14 protein-coding genes are annotated in these 16906 nt (G+C 68.2%); 12 read left to right on the plus strand and 2 right to left on the minus strand.

Annotation, left to right across the window (positions count from 1 at the left end; translation table 11 throughout):
* Nucleotides 1–6 precede the first annotated feature (6 nt).
* The 6 genes from ACFWO8_RS05765 to ACFWO8_RS05790 all read left to right on the plus strand — a co-directional run bounded on the left by ACFWO8_RS05765 (nucleotide 7) and on the right by ACFWO8_RS05790 (nucleotide 7503).
* Nucleotides 7–432, plus strand: a complete 426-nt coding sequence (locus ACFWO8_RS05765) for a ribulose bisphosphate carboxylase small subunit (RefSeq protein ID WP_378944124.1) — start codon at nucleotides 7–9, stop codon at nucleotides 430–432.
* Nucleotides 433–436: 4 nt separating this feature from the next.
* Nucleotides 437–1408: an AAA family ATPase gene (locus ACFWO8_RS05770; RefSeq protein WP_378944129.1), complete on the plus strand. Its 972-nt coding sequence runs from the start codon at nucleotides 437–439 to the stop codon at nucleotides 1406–1408.
* A gap of 144 nt (nucleotides 1409–1552) precedes the next feature.
* Complete coding sequence (locus ACFWO8_RS05775; RefSeq protein WP_378944134.1) at nucleotides 1553–3829, plus strand: FdhF/YdeP family oxidoreductase; 2277 nt, start codon at nucleotides 1553–1555, stop codon at nucleotides 3827–3829.
* 88 nt (nucleotides 3830–3917) lie between these two features.
* Entirely contained in the window at nucleotides 3918–4781 is an 864-nt protein-coding gene (map, locus tag ACFWO8_RS05780) for a type I methionyl aminopeptidase (RefSeq protein WP_378944138.1), read from the plus strand.
* Between the two features lie 241 nt (nucleotides 4782–5022).
* The gene (locus tag ACFWO8_RS05785) at nucleotides 5023–6606 is read left to right on the plus strand and encodes a cobyric acid synthase (protein ID WP_378946121.1); all 1584 of its coding nucleotides are present in this window, start codon (nucleotides 5023–5025) and stop codon (nucleotides 6604–6606) included.
* Between the two features lie 333 nt (nucleotides 6607–6939).
* A complete protein-coding gene (locus ACFWO8_RS05790) occupies nucleotides 6940–7503 on the plus strand; it encodes an alpha/beta hydrolase (protein ID WP_378944141.1) in 564 nt (187 codons plus the stop codon).
* 59 nt (nucleotides 7504–7562) lie between these two features.
* Here ACFWO8_RS05790 and ACFWO8_RS05795 read toward each other — a convergent pair whose 3' ends face one another.
* Entirely contained in the window at nucleotides 7563–8585 is a 1023-nt protein-coding gene (locus tag ACFWO8_RS05795) for an alpha/beta hydrolase (protein WP_378944144.1), read from the minus strand.
* A gap of 153 nt (nucleotides 8586–8738) precedes the next feature.
* On the opposite strand from ACFWO8_RS05795, the gene mqo reads away from it, so the two are divergent.
* From mqo to ACFWO8_RS05825, 6 genes are all read left to right on the plus strand, one after another.
* On the plus strand, nucleotides 8739–10343 hold the full coding sequence (mqo, locus tag ACFWO8_RS05800) for a malate dehydrogenase (quinone) (RefSeq protein WP_378944147.1): 1605 nt from the start codon (nucleotides 8739–8741) through the stop codon (nucleotides 10341–10343).
* A 2-nt stretch (nucleotides 10344–10345) separates the two neighbouring features.
* Nucleotides 10346–10786: a GNAT family N-acetyltransferase gene (locus tag ACFWO8_RS05805; RefSeq protein WP_378944152.1), complete on the plus strand. Its 441-nt coding sequence runs from the start codon at nucleotides 10346–10348 to the stop codon at nucleotides 10784–10786.
* 109 nt (nucleotides 10787–10895) lie between these two features.
* On the plus strand, nucleotides 10896–13010 hold the full coding sequence (locus ACFWO8_RS05810; protein WP_378946124.1) for a magnesium chelatase subunit D family protein: 2115 nt from the start codon (nucleotides 10896–10898) through the stop codon (nucleotides 13008–13010).
* 111 nt (nucleotides 13011–13121) lie between these two features.
* A complete protein-coding gene (gene cobO, locus ACFWO8_RS05815) occupies nucleotides 13122–13736 on the plus strand; it encodes a cob(I)yrinic acid a,c-diamide adenosyltransferase (protein ID WP_378944155.1) in 615 nt (204 codons plus the stop codon).
* Nucleotides 13730–15172 (plus strand): cobyrinate a,c-diamide synthase, encoded by a 1443-nt coding sequence (locus ACFWO8_RS05820; RefSeq protein WP_378944158.1) that lies wholly within the window; start codon nucleotides 13730–13732, stop codon nucleotides 15170–15172. The genes cobO and ACFWO8_RS05820 overlap by 7 nt, the downstream gene beginning before the upstream one ends.
* A gap of 15 nt (nucleotides 15173–15187) precedes the next feature.
* On the plus strand, nucleotides 15188–15604 hold the full coding sequence (locus ACFWO8_RS05825; protein WP_378944161.1) for a cobalamin biosynthesis protein: 417 nt from the start codon (nucleotides 15188–15190) through the stop codon (nucleotides 15602–15604).
* 204 nt (nucleotides 15605–15808) lie between these two features.
* Here ACFWO8_RS05825 and ACFWO8_RS05830 read toward each other — a convergent pair whose 3' ends face one another.
* Complete coding sequence (locus tag ACFWO8_RS05830; RefSeq protein ID WP_378944164.1) at nucleotides 15809–16900, minus strand: hypothetical protein; 1092 nt, start codon at nucleotides 16898–16900, stop codon at nucleotides 15809–15811.
* Between the last annotated feature and the right edge of the window lie 6 nt (nucleotides 16901–16906).

Consider the following 16906-nt stretch of genomic DNA (forward strand, 5'->3'; position numbering starts at 1 on the left):
CACCTGATGAGACTTCGCTACGGAACCTTCTCCTACCTGCCCGATCTCACCGACGACGAGATCGCGGCCCAGGTGAAATACGCCCTCGACCACGGCTGGCCGGTATCGCTGGAGTACACCGACGACCCGCACCCCCGCAATGTCTACTGGGAGATGTGGGGGCTGCCGATGTTCGACCTGGTCGAACCCGACGGCGTGCTCGCCCAGCTCAACGCCTGTCGGGCCACGTTCCCCCAGCACTACATCCGGCTGCTGGCCTACGACGCGACCCTGGGCAGGCAGTCCACCGCGATGTCGTTCCTCGTCCAGCGCCCGGCCGAAGAACCCGGTTTCCTGCTCGAACGCGTCGAGGGCCCGGACCGCACCCAGCGGTACTCGGTGAAGTCCTACGCCACCACCCGTCCGACCGGTGATCGGTACGCGGGCGAGTGAACTGATGGACACACCAAAGGGATTCGGGTTCCATCGGCCGTCGGCAGGCGGCTCGGCGCAGACCACGGCCGTCGAGGAACAGACGCCCGAGCCTGCGATTCTCGGCGACGACGAGGTGCTCGATCTCTCGGCCGACGAGGCCGCGGCCAGGGTGGGCGACACCCTGGCAGCCCTCGACGCCGAACTGGTCGGGCTGGCCGCGGTGAAGCGTCGCGTCCACGAGATCGCCTCGCTGCTCCAGGTCGACCGGGCGCGGCGCCGGTTCGGGCTCACCACCACGCGACCCACGTTGCACATGAGTTTCACCGGTGGCCCCGGCACCGGCAAGACCACGGTCGCGCTGCGGATGGCGGCGATCCTGCACGCGCTCGGCTATATCAGGGCGTCGCGCGTGCACACCGTCACCCGCGACGACCTGGTCGGGCAGTTCATCGGCCACACCGCGCCCAAGACCAAGGAGGCGATCGCCCGCGCGGCCGGGGGAGTGCTCTTCATCGACGAGGCCTATTACCTGTTCCGGCCGGAGAACGAGCGGGACTACGGGCAGGAGGTCATCGAGATCCTGCTCACCGAGATGGAGAACGAGCGCGGAGATCTGGTGGTGATCTTCGCCGGCTACCCGGACCGGATGGCGACGTTCTTCGCCGCCAACCCGGGCCTGGGCTCCCGGGTGCCGCACCATCTCACCTTCGAGGACTACGACCACGCGGAGCTGACCCAGATCGCGGGCCTGATGGTGGAGTCGGAAGGGTTCGCCTTCGACGACGACGCCCACAAGGCGTTCGCCGAGTACCTCACCCTGCGCATGGGCCAGCCCCGGTTCGCCAACGCACGCAGCGTGCGCAACGCCATCGAACGCTGCCGGCTGCGGCAGGCCCGCCGATTGGTCGCGCTCGACCGGCCACTGGGCAAAACCGACCTCATCACCCTCACCGCCGAGGACGTCTACGGCAGCAGCGTGTTCGAACCGGACTGAGTCCTCGCAGGCCGAGCGGGAAGCCCGATTACCGAGATCTATCAGGTGATCGGGCTTCCGCTTTGACAAGGGTGGACAATGTGAGCAGCCTTTTGTCACAGATGTCGGCGCGCGCGATGCCGCGGAACTGAGGAGAGCGGATACATGACCTCGATCCAGGATCCAGCAGATGATCTGAGCGTGACCCCGCCCAAGACCTGGGCGGTCGGCGTTCCCGCCGTAGCGCACGCGCTCGAGTACTCGCTCTCGCAGAACTCCCCGGTGCGCACCGCGCTCACCTTGCTGAACATCAATCAGACCAAGGGCTTCGACTGTCCGGGGTGCGCGTGGCCCGAACCCAAGCACCGGGTCATGAACGAGTACTGCGAAAACGGTGCCAAGCACATCAATGACGAGGCCACCACCCGCCGGGTCACCAGGCAGTTCTTCGCCGAGCACCCGGTCACCGAACTCGACACCATGTCGGACTACTGGCTCAACCAGCAGGGCAGGCTCACCGAGCCGATGGTGAAGCGCCCCGGCGCCACCCACTACGAGCCCATCGCCTGGGGCGACGCCTTCGACCTGATGGCACGCGAACTGCGCGGCCTGGCCACCCCGGACGAGGCCCTGTTCTACACCTCGGGGCGGCTCAACAACGAGGCCGCGTTCCTGCTGCAACTGTTCGCCCGCGCCTACGGCACCAACAACCTGCCCGACTGCTCGAACCTGTGCCACGAGTCGAGCGGTTCCGCGCTGACCCAGACCATCGGCGTCGGCAAGGGCACCGTGTCATTGGATGACATCTACGAAGCCGACCTGATCTTCGTCGTCGGCCAGAACCCGGGCACGAACCATCCGCGGATGCTGACGGCGCTGGAGCAGACCAAACGCAACGGCGGCAAGATCGTCGCGGTGAACCCGCTGCCCGAGGCCGGGCTGATCCGGTTCAAGAATCCGCAGAAGGCGCGCGGCGTGATCGGGCGTGGCACCGAGATCGCCGATATCTTCCTCAAGATCCGCCCCGGTGGCGACCTCGCCCTGTTCCAGATGCTGAACAAACTGCTCCTCGACGCCGAGGACGCGGCGCCGGGCACCGTGCTCGACCACGACTTCATCGCCGCGCGAACCACCGGTTTCGACGCCTTCGCCGAGCATGCCAGGACGGTGAGCTGGGAGCACGCGCTCACCGCGACCGGGCTGGCGCGCGAGGAGATCGAGGCCGTCCACCAGCAGGTACTCGGCAGCAAGAAGATCATCGTGTGCTGGGCGATGGGTCTGACCCAGCACAAACACGGCGTCCCGACGATTCGCGAGATCGTCGACTTCCTGCTGCTGCGCGGCAATCTCGGTCGCCGGGGCGCCGGGGTATGCCCGGTGCGCGGGCACAGCAATGTCCAAGGCGACCGCACCATGGGCATCTGGGAGCGGATGCCGCAGTCGTTCATGGACGCGCTCGGCAAGGAATTCGACTTCACCCCGCCCGTCGAACACGGCCTCGACGCGGTCGGTTCCATCCGGGCCATGCGCGACGGCCACGCGAAGGTATTCGTCGGTGTCGCAGGCAATTTCGCGCGTGCGACGCCCGACAGCGAGGTCACCGAGGCGGCGCTGCGGCAGTGCTCGCTGACCGTGCAGATCTCCACCAAACTCAACCGCTCCCACACGGTCTGTGGCGGGACGGCGCTGATCCTGCCGACCCTCGGCCGCAGCGACCGCGATATCCAGGCCACCGGCGAGCAGTTCTACACCGTCGAGGACTCGATGAGCGAAGTCCACGCCTCGCGCGGACGCCTCGACCCGGCCGCACCCGACCTGCTGAGCGAGGTGGCGATCATCTCCCGGCTGGCGCGCGCCACGCTGGGGGCGGAGTCCGCGATTCCGTGGGAGGAGTTCATCGCCGACTACGGCACCGTGCGCGAACGCATCTCCCGGGTCGTGCCCGGCTTCGAGAACTTCAACGAACGCGTCGCCGAGCCGGGCGGGATGCTGCTGGTCAATCCGGTCAACGAGGGCATCTACCGCACCGCGAGCGGCAAGGCCGAGTTCACCCGCAACGACTTCGACATGATCGACGCCCCGCCGGGATACCTTGTGCTGCAGTCGCTTCGGTCTCACGATCAGTGGAACACCATTCCCTACGCGAGCAACGATCGCTATCGGGGCATCCACAACGCACGACGGGTGGTGATGGTGAACCCCGACGATCTGGCCGAGCGCGGAATCGCCGACGGGGATGTGGTCGACATCGTGAGTATCTGGCACGACGGCACCGAGCGGCGGGCGGCGAAGTTCGTCGCCGTCGGGTATCCGGCCAGCCGGGGGTCGGCGGCCGCGTACTACCCGGAGACCAATGTGCTGGTTCCGCTCGACAGCACCGCCGACATCAGCAACACGCCGACGTCGAAAGGCATCATCGTTCGTTTGGAACCTGTGGTCTGACGCACAGCTGCGCCTCGGCAGGCGCAGTGCCCGCCGCGAGCGCGGGCGGTGACGCACGGCAACGTGGGCGCATAGATACACTGCCCTTATGTCCGTGCGCACCCGTCAGCCACTAGTTCCCGGCACCCAGTCGCCGATCCGGGAAGTTCCCCGCTCCATCGAGCGCCCCGAATACGTGTGGAAGAAGACCGCGAACGAGGGCAACGAGCCCTGGGTGCAGACCGCCGAGACCATCGAGAAGATGCGGATCGCGGGCAAGATCGCGGCGCGGGCACTCGAAGAGGCGGGCAAGGCCGTGGTGCCCGGTGTCACCACCGACGAGCTCGACCGGATCGCCCACGAGTACATGTGCGACCACGGCGCCTACCCGTCGACGCTGGGCTACAAGGGTTTCCCCAAGTCCTGCTGCACCTCGCTCAACGAGGTCATCTGCCACGGCATCCCCGACTCGACGGTGGTCGAAGACGGTGACATCGTCAATATCGACGTCACCGCGTTCATCCACGGCGTGCACGGCGACACCAACCGGACCTTCCTCGCCGGCGATGTCGACGAGGAGGTGCGGCTGCTCGTCGAGCGCACCGAAGAGGCCACCAACCGGGCGATCAAGGCGGTCAAGCCGGGTCGCGCCCTGAATGTGGTCGGCCGCGTCATCGAGGCATACGCCAACCGCTTCGGCTACGGCGTGGTGCGCGACTTCACCGGCCACGGTGTCGGCCCCACCTTCCACAGCGGCCTGGTGGTCCTGCACTACGACCAGCCCAACATCGAGTCGGTGATCGAGCCCGGCATGACCTTCACGATCGAACCGATGATCAACCTCGGCGGCATCGACTACGACATCTGGGACGACGGCTGGACCGTGGTCACCCAGGACCGCAAGTGGACGGCGCAGTTCGAACACACCCTGGTCGTCACCGAGACAGGCGCGGAAATCCTGACCTTGCCGTGAGTTGGCGCAGTTCGAAGCTCACGTCGTTGGGTTGTCACCGAGACAGGCGCGGAAATCCTGACCTTGCCGTGAGTCGGCGCAGTTCGAAGCTCATGCGGTTGGGTTGTCACCGAGACAGGCGCGGAAATCCTGACTCTGCCGTGAGTCGGTACGCCGGTTCGGTGGGACCATCGCGGCTGCACGATTCCGGCCGACTGCCCAATCGGACCGGCGCGGGGTGCGCATCGTGACCGACGTGGCCCTGCGCGGGGCGCTGCTGATCGCCGGCACCACCTCTGATGCCGGAAAAAGCGTTGTAGTGGCGGGTATTTGCCGCATGCTCGCCCGGCGCGGGGTGCGCGTGGCGCCGTTCAAGGCGCAGAACATGTCGAACAACTCTGTCGTCACCCTCGACGGCGGGGAGATCGGGCGCGCGCAAGCGTTGCAGGCACGGGCCTGTGGGCTGGAGCCGAGCGTGCGGTTCAACCCGGTGCTGCTCAAGCCCGGTAGCGATCGCCGCTCGCAGTTGGTGGTTCGCGGCAAGGCGGTCGGAACTGTCGGTGCGCGTGACTATTTCACCCGACGGCAGGAACTGCGCGAAGTCGTCGCGGCCGAATTGGCTTCGTTACGTGACGAATTCGATGTCGTGATCTGTGAAGGAGCGGGTTCACCGGCCGAAATCAACCTCCGTGCCACCGATCTCGCGAACATGGGGTTGGCGCGCGCCGCCGACATTCCGGTCCTGGTGGTCGGCGATATCGACCGGGGCGGCGTCCTCGCTCACCTGTTCGGCACCGTCGCCGTCCTGGAAGCCGAAGACCAGCAACTCATCTCGGGCTTCATCATCAACAAGTTCCGCGGCGATGTGTCCCTGTTGCAACCCGGCCTGGACCAACTCGCCACCCTGACCGGCCGCCCCACCCTCGGCGTCCTCCCTTTCGCCGAAGATCTCTGGCTCGACGCCGAAGACTCCCTCGGCACCATCTCCGGCGCCCCGGTAGGCCGACCGGACCCACCCCACGGCACCGATTGGCTCACCGTCGCCGCCATCCGCCTGCCTCGAATCTCCAACTCCACCGACATCGAAGCCCTGGCCTGTGAACCCGGCGTATCGGTCCGCTGGGCCGACAGCCCTCACCAATTGGCCACCGCCGACCTCGTCGTCGTGCCGGGTTCGAAAGCGACCGTCTCGGACCTGGAGTGGCTGCGCGCCAACGGAATAGGCGAGGCCCTGCGCGCCCGCGCCGCGGCAGGCCGCCCCGTCCTCGGCATCTGCGGTGGCTACCAGATGCTCGGGCGGCGCATTGTCGACGGCGTCGAGTACCGGGCCGTGGAATCACCGGCGCCCACCTCGATACCGGATCACGCAGGTGTCGAGATGCCGACGAGGGCGCGACCCTGTGTGGTGGACGGCCTCGGCCTTCTCGGCCTCGACATCGAATTCGCCGACCCGAAGATCGCCCGGCAGGTGACCGGCATCGCGGGCTCGATTCCCGTGCACGGCTACGAGATCCACCACGGCAGAGTCACCCACACCGCCGATCCCGCATGGCTGACCATCGATGGCGACCCCGAAGGTAGTGCGCGAGAGGCGATCTGGGGCACCCATGTCCACGGCCTCCTCGAATCCGACGAATTCCGCCGCACCTGGCTCACCGAAGTCGCCGCCCGAGCCGGGCGCACCGGCTTCACCGTCGCCCCCGACACTTCGGTCGCGGCCGTCAGATCCGCGCAACTCGATCTGCTCGCCGACCTCATCGAACAACACGTCGACCTCGCCGCCCTGGACCACCTGATCCGCGACGGCGCCCCCACCGACATCCCGGTCATCCGAACCGCCCGGTGACCGGCAGTTTCGGTATTGCGCGGGTAACCGCGGACTACTCGCGGCGATGCCGCTTCGACCGCGGTCACGCACCCGCGAGTTGAGGCAAACCCGATCCGTGGAAGGTCGCGGAGCGAGGGAGGCGGCGATCGCCGACCGGCTCGTGGCGCCGATCGCCGCGTGCGCGGCGGTGTGCGGTCGGTCTCGCCTCACAGTCGGCGGTGCGCCGTTGTGACAGGGTTGGCAATTTCGGGGTCGCCGGCAGTGAAAGCCCAGCACACGGGGGTATGGCGATCGGCAGGGCGCGCCGGAACAGGCCGCGTTGTTCAGTCCGGCCGTGTACCGTAACCCGGCATGAAATCTCGGCAGATCACGGTCGGTGACCAGGCCTGGACGGTGCGGGTCGACGGGCCCTCTTCGCGGCACAATGTGCTGCTGCTTCCCGATGCGGACGACCCTGCTGATGTGTTCGACACGGTGTGCGCGCGGCTGCACGAGTCCGACTTGCAGACCATTGTCGTGGAGTCGGTCGAGGGGCTCGATCCCGCGGGTGTGCTCACGATTCTCGACGAGCTCGAACTGCCCTACGTGAATGTCGCGGGGCGTGGGTCGGGCGCGGAGTTGGCGTGGCGGGTGTGTGCGGGCCGGTTCGGGCGGTTCATGAGCCTGGTCGTCGCCGACCACGGTCACCCGGCGGTTCCCGACGCCGACGGCAATGTCGCCGACGCGTCCTGTCCGCCGCTGGAGCTGCCCGTCACCATGCTGGTCACCAAGAGCCTGCCCCGCGCCACCGCCGACGCTTCCGGCCGCTATGTCTACGGCGAATTCCGGGTCGTCCCCTTGGAAGTCGACAACATCGCCACCGAGGCGGGCCACGAATTCGCCACCGAAATCGTCCTCCGCACGAGCCTCTGGTAGACGCGGACCGCCAGGCTCTCGCGATGCTTACCCGAGAGCCTGGTGAAGGTCGGTCCTGATCAGGACTTGCGGTAGGCGGCCAGCCAGTCGAGCCAGTTGTCGGTTTCCTGGAAAGCGTTGGCGCGCACGGATTCCGAGGACAGGAACACGTCGTGGCGGGCGCCGTCGATCGGGACGATCGAGGTGCGCTCGCCCAGGCAACCGGCCCAGCGCTGGATCTGCTTCACATCGAGCACGGCATCGGCCACGTCGACGGCGGGGGAGTGCTCGCGGGCGAACTTGGTGATCCGTGAGCGCAGGAGCAGCGCGGGCACGCCGATGGCCAGGCCCTGGTGCAGGCGCGCCTGTCCGCGGCGGATGGCGCGTAGCCAACCCAGGCGCACCGGTTCACCGCGCAGCGGCTTCCAGTCCAGGTTGTAATCCCACTCACCCGAGCGGCTGGTGTGCAGGCTGTCGCCGTAGGCGGTGCTGACACCGCCGGGTAGCTGGGCGAAGGCGCGGAACCTGCCGACCGTGTTGATCACGGGGGTGCCGATGGTGCGGTAGAACGACGGTCCTTGCAGGTCGAACCAGGGACTGTTGAGGACGAGCCCGACCACACCCGCTGCCGCGCTGCCGCCCGCCCGCTGGAGCCGGTCCAGCCATAGCGGCACAATCAACCCACCGGTCGAATGCGCGACGATCAGCACCTCGTTGCCGGTCTCCTCGCGCGCGATCCGCAGCGCCTCGCTCAGCTCGGCGTCGTAGAACGCCAGGTCGCTGACATAGTGCGCGCTCTGCCCGTCCCGCCGCGAACGTCCGCATTTGCGCAGGTCGAGCGCATAGAATCGGTGCCCGCGCGCGGCGAAGTGCTCGGCCAGGTGCTCCTGGAAGAAGTAGTCGGTGAACCCGTGCACGTACAGCACAGTCGGCTCGACGGCCGGCGCCGCGGCATCGGGCAGATAGCGCACGAGGGTGGCAACCACCTCGCCCTCACCGTCGGGGTCGATACCGAGTGGGAGGGTCCGCTGCTGATACGCGGTGCCGAGAACATCGGGTTGCCACTGCTCGTCGGTCCGGTCGGCGAGGGTTTCGTTCGTCACACTGCTCAATCTATCCCGCGGTCCCGGCGACGTGCAGGCTTGGTTTTCATCACATTCGGGAGGTCCGTTGCAGAAGTGTGCTCGGCTGAGGTGCACAATTGGCATCAGGTGAACGACGGGTAACCTACCTCCCGGCGATTCACCGCGAGTCGCATGAACACCGCCAAAGCGCCCGCGCCAAGCGAACTCACCCGCCGGTGGGTAGCTGAGAAGGACAAGGAAGTCGATCTACCCGTGCCGAACGCTGCGAAGAGTGAAAAGACCGATGTAGTTCTCATCGGCGCTGGCATCATGAGTGCCACGCTGGGCGCGCTGCTGCGGCAGCTGCAGCCGGACTGGACGATCTCGGTGTTCGAGCGGCTCGACGCCGCCGCCGCGGAGAGCAGCGACCCGTGGAACAACGCGGGTACCGGCCACTCGGCGCTGTGCGAGCTCAACTACAGCCCGCAGAACGCCGACGGCTCGGTCGACGTGAGCAAGGCCGTCGACATCAACGAGCGCTTCCAGGTCTCGCGCCAGTTCTGGGCCTCCGCCGTCGACACCGGCGTGCTGGACGACCCCTCCGGCTTCATCAACCCCATCCCGCACGTCAGCTTCGTGCACGGCGCCGACAACGTCGACTACCTGCGCAAGCGCTACGAAGCGCTGGCGCCGCACCCGCTGTTCCGCGGCATGGAGTACATCGACACCCCCGACGAGTTCGCCGCGCGCCTGCCGCTGATGGCCAAGGGCCGCGACTTCAGCGACCCGATCGCGCTGAACTGGTCCGACGGCGGCACCGATATCGACTTCGGCGCGCTGAGCAAGCAGCTGCTCGCCTACATCGGCTACTCCGGCGGCGAGATCGCCTTCGGCACCGAGGTCCGCAACCTCGACAAGCAATCCGACGGGTCGTGGAACGTCACCGTCCGCAACCAGCGCACCTACAAGTCGCGCACCATCAACGCGAAGTTCGTCTTCGTCGGTGCCGGTGGTGGCGCGCTGCCGCTGCTGCAGAAGGCCGGCATCAAGGAGGCCAAGGGCTTCGGTGGCTTCCCGATCAGCGGCCAGTTCCTGCGCTCGACCAACCCGGAGCTGATCGCCGCGCACGAGGCCAAGGTCTACGGCAAGGCCGCCGTCGGCGCGCCGCCCATGTCGGTGCCGCACCTCGACACCCGCGTCATCAACGGCAAGAAGGGCCTGCTGTTCGGCCCCTACGCCGGCTGGACCCCCAAGTTCCTCAAGGACGGCTCCAACGCCGACCTGTTCAAGTCGATCAAGCCGAACAATATCGCGTCGCTCGTCGGCGTCGGTCTCACCGAACTGGGCCTGACCAAGTACCTGGTCGAGGAGCTGCTCAAGTCGCAGGAAGGCAAGGTGGGCGTGCTCGGGGAGTTCCTGCCGCGCGCGAAGGGCCGCGACTGGGAGCTGATCACCGCCGGTCAGCGTGTGCAGGTCATCCGTCGCAAGGGTGCCGGTGGTGTGCTGGAGTTCGGCACCGCGGTCATCTCCGCCGAGGACGGCACCATCGCCGGTCTGCTCGGTGCGTCGCCGGGTGCGTCGACCTGTGTCACCGCCATGCTCGACGTGATGCAGCGTTGCTTCCCGCAGCAGTACGCGGGCTGGACGCCGCAGCTGCAGCAGATGATCCCCTCGCTCGGACAGAAGCTGTCGGAGAACCAGGCTCTGTTCCAGGAAGTGTGGGACTGGACCAGCAAGTCGCTGAAGCTGGACGGCAACAACACGTCCGCGCACGAGCAGGTCGCGAGCTACGCGTAGGTGTGAGCGTCGAACTGAGACGGTCGTGGGCGGCGGATCTGGATGCCGCCACCCTCTACCGGCTGCTGCGATTGCGCGTGGACGTGTTCGTTGTCGAGCAGGAATGCGCCTATCCGGAGCTGGATGGGCGTGATCTCCTGTCGACTACGCGGCATTTCTGGCTCGACGACGGCTCGGTGCTCGGCACCCTGCGCCTGCTCGAAGAGGTCGTCGACGGTGTGACGAACTACCGGGTCGGCCGGGTGTGTGTCGCGCAGTCCTCGCGCAAGCACGGGTACACCGCTCGACTGATGCGGGCGGCGCTCGCTGAAACCGGTTCGGCCACTGTGCGATTGGATGCGCAGTCGCATCTGGTCGAGATGTACGCGAAGTTCGGGTTCGCCGTCGACGGGCCGGAATACGACGACGACGGAATCATGCATACGCCGATGCGGCGCGGCTAGGACTCTGACGGCGCAGATGCCCGGGGGTCGGCGTCGATCATGGCCCGCATAGAGTTGGTGTGTGCCTGGTTTTGCTGATGTTGCCGCTGGTCCGCACACCGTCGCGCGTGTGGCGGGTGAGTCGGGGTTCCCGTTCTCCGCTGTGGTGGGGCAGGAGCGGCTGCAGTTGGCGTTGATCTTGTCGGCCGTGCACCCCGGGATCGGTGGGGTGCTGGTGCGGGGTGAGAAGGGCACGGCGAAGTCGACCGTGGTGCGCGCGCTCGCGCAGTTGCTGCCGCCTGTGGTCGATGAGACCGGAGCCCGGCCCGCGCGGCTGGTGGAGTTGCCGGTCGGCGCCACCGAGGACCGGGTCGTCGGCTCGCTGGATCTCGAGCGGGTGCTGCGCGACGGGGAACAGGCGTTCCGTCCCGGGTTGCTGGCCGCGGCCCACCACGGCGTGCTCTACGTGGACGAAGTGAACCTGCTGCACGACCATCTGGTGGACGTGCTGCTCGACGCGGCGGCGATGGGGCGGGTGCACGTCGAGCGTGACGGTGTCTCGCACTCGCATCCGGCGCGATTCGTTCTGGTCGGGACGATGAACCCCGAAGAGGGGGAGTTGCGGCCGCAGTTGCTCGACCGGTTCGGGCTCACCGTCGACGTGGCGGCCTCGCGCGAGGTCGACGTGCGGATGGCGGTGGTGCGCCGCCGCCTGGACTACGAGGCCGACCCCGCCGCGTTCGCCGCCCGCTATGTCGACGCCGATCAGGTGGTGGCCGAACGCATTCTGACCGCGCGGGACCGGTTGCCCGAGGTCGCGCTGGACAATTCGGAGCTGCGCCGGATCGCGGCGCTGTGCGCGTCCTTCGACGTCGACGGAATGCGCGCCGACCTGGTGGTGGCCAGGACGGCGACCGCGCACGCGGCGTGGCGTGGACGGGATCGGGTCACCGAGGACGATGTGCGGATCGCCGCGGAACTCGCGCTGCCGCATCGTCGGCGGCGAGATCCGTTCGACGAGCCGGGGATCAGTGAGCAGCAGCTCGATGAGGCGATGGATGCCGCGGCCGCTGAGGTCGAAAAGGCTTCGGGGGATGAGGAATTCGACGGTCCGCGTGGATCGGGCGATCAGGGGAACGGTCGCCGGGACGAGGACGAACTCCAGGCCGACACCAGTGATTCGGGCCGTCCGGATGGGGTGGACCCCAGCGGTCCGGGCGATGAGAGGTCGCGGGGTGGCGGACCGGATGGCGGTCCGGATGACGAGGGGCCTGATGGTGGCCCCGACGGCGATGGTCCCGGCGGCGGACCGGACGGGTCCGGCCCGGATGGTGGGGGACCGAACGGTTCCGGCGACCGGTCGGACAGCTCCAGCCACGACGGCACCGGGAACGGTTCGCGACCAGGGCCTGAAAAGTTCTCGGGCACACCGACTTCGGCAGCAAAGCCTGCCCCACGCTGGGAGGTCCCCGGTATCGGCGAGGGTGCCCCCGGCCGACGTTCGCGCGCCCGGACCCGAACCGGCCGCACCGTCCGCCCCGACGCCGACCCCTCCACGGGCCTGCACCTGCTCGGCACGGTATTCGCGGCCGCGCCGAAGCAGTTCGAGCGTGGCAGGTTCAGCGGCCCACTCGCCCTGGCAACCGAAGACCTGCGGGGCGCCTATCGCGAAGGCAGAGAAGGTAACCTGGTCGTTTTCGTCGTCGACGCGTCCGGCTCGATGGCCGCCCGCGACCGGCTCACCGCCGTGACCGGCGCCATCGTCACCCTGCTGCGCGACGCCTACCAGCGCCGCGACAAGGTGGCCGTGATCAGTGTCCGCGGTAGTGAAGCCGAACTCGTCCTGCCACCCACCTCCTCGGTCGACATCGCCGTCCGCCGATTGGCCGGGATGCGCACCGGCGGCAAAACGCCGCTCGCCGCGGGCCTGCTGAAGGCGCGCGAGGTGATCGCCCGCGAACACGTCCGCGACCCCCGCCGCCGCCCCATGCTGGTCCTGCTCACCGACGGCCGCGCCACCGGCGGCATCGATCCCCTCCCGCGCGCCCGCACCGCCGCCGCCCTGCTGGCCGCCGATGGCCACACCGCGATGGTCATCGACTGCGAACGCGGCATGATCCGCCTCGGCCTGGCCGCCGAACTGGCCCGCGACCTGCGCGCCCGCTACCTGCGCTTGAACGAACTCACCGGCGAGACGGTCGCCGACGTAGTCCGGGCCACCGGCTCACTCGCCCGCGCGGCGTAGAGCCTGTGAGCGCCACGGGCGCGCCCTGATAGAAATGGTGACGAACTGGCCCCGCGGCCACCGTGCGCCGCGAACACGCGCGTCAGTGCGAATAATGACGAGGAGTGACCAGTGCCCAAAGGTGTTCCCGAGAGTGTGCCCGAGGACGGCATGACGACCCGTCAGCGGCGCAATCAGCCGGTCCTGGCCGTGCACACGGGACCGGGTAAGGGCAAGTCCACCGCGGCGTTCGGGATGGCGTTGCGAGCCTGGAATCAGGGCTTCGACGTGGCGGTCTTCCAATTCGTGAAGAGCGCCAAGTGGAAGGTCGGCGAGGAAGCCGCGTTCCGCACCCTCGGCACCCTGCACGAGGAGACCGGTGTGGGTGGCGCGGTCGAGTGGCACAAGATGGGCGAAGGCTGGTCCTGGACCCGCAAGCACGGCACCGAGGAAGACCACGCGGCCGCCGCTCTGTCCGGCTGGCAGGAGATCTCCCGCCGCCTCGCCGCCGAACAGCACCGCTTCTACGTCCTCGACGAGTTCACCTACCCCCTCAAATGGGGCTGGGTCGACATCGACGAGGTCGTCGAAACCCTCACCCATCGCCCCGGCAACCAGCACGTGGTCATCACCGGCCGCGACGCACCCCAGGCCCTGATCGAGGCCGCCGATCTCGTCACCGAGATGACGAAGGTGAAGCACCCCATGGACGCGGGCCGCAAGGGCCAGCGCGGTATCGAATGGTGAGCGCCCCCGCAGTGGTGATCGCTGCCCCGGCATCGGGAAGCGGGAAGACCACGCTGGCCACCGGGCTGATCGGTGCGCTGCGGCGGGCCGGGCATCAGGTGGCGCCGTTCAAGGTGGGGCCCGACTACATCGATCCCGGCTACCACGGGCTCGCGGCCGGGCGGCCGGGGCGAAATCTGGATCCCGTTCTGGTGGGCGAGGATCGGGTCGTTCCGCTGTATCGGCACGGCGCGCAGGGCTGCGATATCGCGATCGTCGAGGGCGTGATGGGCCTGTTCGACGGCCGGATCGACGAGAACCGGAGCGACGCGATCGCCGAGGGTTCCACCGCACAGGTGGCCGGGCTGCTCGGGGCGCCGGTGGTTCTGGTGGTCGACGCCCGCGGTCACTCCCAGAGTCTCGCAGCGCTCCTGCACGGTTTCGCCACCTACGACTCCTCGGTCCGCCTCGGCGGTGTGATCCTCAACCGCGTCGGCAGCGAACGCCACGAACAAGTCCTGCGCGCGGCCTGCGACCGCGTCGGCCTCCCTGTCCTCGGCGCCCTGCCCCGCATGGCCGAACTGGAAGTCCCCTCACGCCATCTCGGCCTCATCCCCGCCGTCGAACACGGCACCGCCGCCACCGCCGCCGTCGACGCGATGACCGAACTCGTTGCCGCACACGTGGATCTGCGCGCGATCGTTGCCCTGGCGGGTGGCTCGGTGCAGGGTCCCGCGTGGGACCCGCAGGTCGAACTCGCCGACGCCCACCATCAATCGACCTCGTTCGATACCGCGCCGGAATCCGCTGCCGAGCCGTCGACCGCGCGCCCAGATGTTGTCTCGGGCAGGGATCCATTGATCGCGATGGCGGGCGGTCCGGCATTCACCTTCGGCTATGCCGAGCATCGAGAACTCCTGGCCGCAGCCGGTGCCCGAGTGGCGGTTTTCGATCCGCTCTCCGACGAACTCCCTTCAGACACAGCGGGGTTGGTACTTCCCGGCGGCTTCCCGGAGGAGCATGCCGGGCAGCTTTCCGCTAACGAGCGCCTGCGCACCGCAGTGGCCGACGGTGCCGCGAGGGGCCTGCCGATCCACGCCGAATGCGCTGGACTGCTCTACCTCACCCGCTCCCTCGACGGCCACCAGATGGCAGGGGTCATCGACGCCGACGCCGAATTCGGCCCGCGCCTGACGCTCGGCTACCGCGACGCCGTCGCCCTGCACGACTCGGCACTGTGGCGTGCAGGGGACCGGGTGCGTGGTCACGAATTCCACCGCACCCGTCTGTCCCGCACCGGCGCGGAGAACGCTGCCTGGGGTTGGCGGACAACAAGTTCCATGACCGAAGGTGCCGTGATTCGCCAGGTGCACGCCTCCTACCTACACACCCATCCGGCGGGAAATCCCGCCGCCATCGCCCGATTCGTCAGCGCCGCAAGACGATTCGACCGCTGACGGCACACGGCGACGATGACGACCTCCGACGGCGAGCGACAACCGGCGACCGGTGATGCGCCGTCGGGTTCGGCGCTGGCCGTCGGCATCGGCGTACGGCCGGGAACCGAGGCGGAGCGGATCGTTCGCGCGGTGCGGGCGGTCGTCGGCGACACCACCATCGCCTGCTTGGCGACACTCGATCGGCGAGCCGGGGAGCTCGACGTTCTTTCCGCCGCAGCGACTCTCGGTGTGGCAGTCGTGGCGTTCACCGCCGAGCAGCTGGCCGAGGTCGACACCGAGCACAGTTCGGACCGTGTATCGGCAGCGGTCGGCACCCCCAATGTCGCGGAAGCGGCGGCGCTGCTCGCGGGCGGCGGTGAACTCGTCCGAGGGAGAACAATCGTCGATGGGATAGTCGTCGCAGCGGCATCGCTATCGCGTCGACCCTGATGCCCGAATCACTTCGCTGGGCAAGATCGACCGACCGCAGTGCTCGATCCGCTGGGACCGCGCACGGCCGCGATCTGCGTGCAGCTCGCCGATCCGGCGCGGCCGCGCAAGGCCCGGGTGCACCCGGTGCGGCCGCACAAGAAAATCGGAGCCGCCGCGACCTCGTTGTCGCGGCGGCGCCTTTTCTTCTCGCGCGAAAGTCCGTCAAGGGGCGACGGAGGACCAATCGGCGAAACCTGTGGGGTCGTGGCGGCCCATGGAGGCGTGTTCGAACAGGCCCCAGCCTTCGGCGTCGCCGCAGCGGGCGTAGCCGATGTGGTCGATCACGCCGTAGGGGGTGCGGGCCTTGATGGCGGGGTCGGTGAGGTCGTAGGCGCTCGACAGCGACCAGTTCTCGCCCATCCAGCGGCCGTGGGTCCAGTCGGGGTCGGCGCCGTAACCGCAGCCCACGTGCAGGGCGATGCCGGGGCGGGATTCGACCTCCACCTCGAGCGGTTTCCCGTCGGGCGTGGTCATGTCGAGGCGCACCGACTTCGGGTGCCGGGTGCCGGGCTCGTAGGTCCAGTGCATGCGGGGCCAGCCGAGCTGTTCCTTGCGGCCGTCGTTCCAGATCCGGACCGCGTTGTTGAGCGTGCGGGTGCCGTCGGGTTCTTCCTGCACGATCACCACGATCGAGAAGTCCTGGAACCGCAGCGGCGCGTACAGCCACCAGAAACCGTCCATGCCGGTCGGCCGACCGGCGGGTTCGGGCTCACCGGAGGGCCGGATGCCCCATGACCGGTCGCGGCTGCCCGTCCAGACCGCCGGGTCGACCGTGTAGTCGATCCCGTCGACGGCGAGAGTGCCCTCCCACGAACCCGACTGGGCGAAGCGTGAGGCCTCGATGATCGGTCGCGTGCCGGACAAAATCAGGTGCGGCTGCTCCTGCACCGCGGGCTGCGCGCCGGTCCAGGTCAGGTCGAAACCGAGATCGTCGTGCTCGCACACCACCCGCAGTTTCCGCAGCGGCTCGATCACCTCGATCCGGTAGCCACCGACGGCGGTGTTCAGATCGCGCGAGGTGAGCGCGTCGGAGAACCGCACGCTGCGTTGCGCGTCACCGTGGCGCACCGTCGCGAACGCGTCGACGACACCCAGATTCGGGTACACGCCGAAACCGGTGATCAGCATCGCCTCGCCCGCGGGGTCGAAGGCGTTGAAGTAGTAGCGGTCGTAGAAGTTCCGGTCGCTGGTGGCCACCCTGGCCAGCGACAGCGGGGTCTGATGGACCGGGTATTCGTCCAAGGGGACGGGCATGATCGC

This window comes from Nocardia sp. NPDC058480 (assembly GCF_042720495.1).
In the GTDB taxonomy this organism is placed as follows: Bacteria; Actinomycetota; Actinomycetes; order Mycobacteriales; family Mycobacteriaceae; genus Nocardia.

What these genes read in the sequence shown, in the direction of transcription:
- ACFWO8_RS05825 (WP_378944161.1), top strand. Translation starts at nt 15,188, where the DNA reads ATGACGACCTCCGACGGCGAGCGACAACCGGCGACCGGTGATGCGCCG.
- ACFWO8_RS05830 (WP_378944164.1), bottom strand. Translation starts at nt 16,900, where the DNA reads ATGCCCGTCCCCTTGGACGAATACCCGGTCCATCAGACCCCGCTGTCG.
- map (WP_378944138.1), top strand. Translation starts at nt 3,918, where the DNA reads ATGTCCGTGCGCACCCGTCAGCCACTAGTTCCCGGCACCCAGTCGCCG.
- ACFWO8_RS05770 (WP_378944129.1), top strand. Translation starts at nt 437, where the DNA reads ATGGACACACCAAAGGGATTCGGGTTCCATCGGCCGTCGGCAGGCGGC.
- mqo (WP_378944147.1), top strand. Translation starts at nt 8,739, where the DNA reads ATGAACACCGCCAAAGCGCCCGCGCCAAGCGAACTCACCCGCCGGTGG.
- ACFWO8_RS05775 (WP_378944134.1), top strand. Translation starts at nt 1,553, where the DNA reads ATGACCTCGATCCAGGATCCAGCAGATGATCTGAGCGTGACCCCGCCC.
- ACFWO8_RS05765 (WP_378944124.1), top strand. Translation starts at nt 7, where the DNA reads ATGAGACTTCGCTACGGAACCTTCTCCTACCTGCCCGATCTCACCGAC.
- ACFWO8_RS05820 (WP_378944158.1), top strand. Translation starts at nt 13,730, where the DNA reads ATGGTGAGCGCCCCCGCAGTGGTGATCGCTGCCCCGGCATCGGGAAGC.
- ACFWO8_RS05790 (WP_378944141.1), top strand. Translation starts at nt 6,940, where the DNA reads ATGAAATCTCGGCAGATCACGGTCGGTGACCAGGCCTGGACGGTGCGG.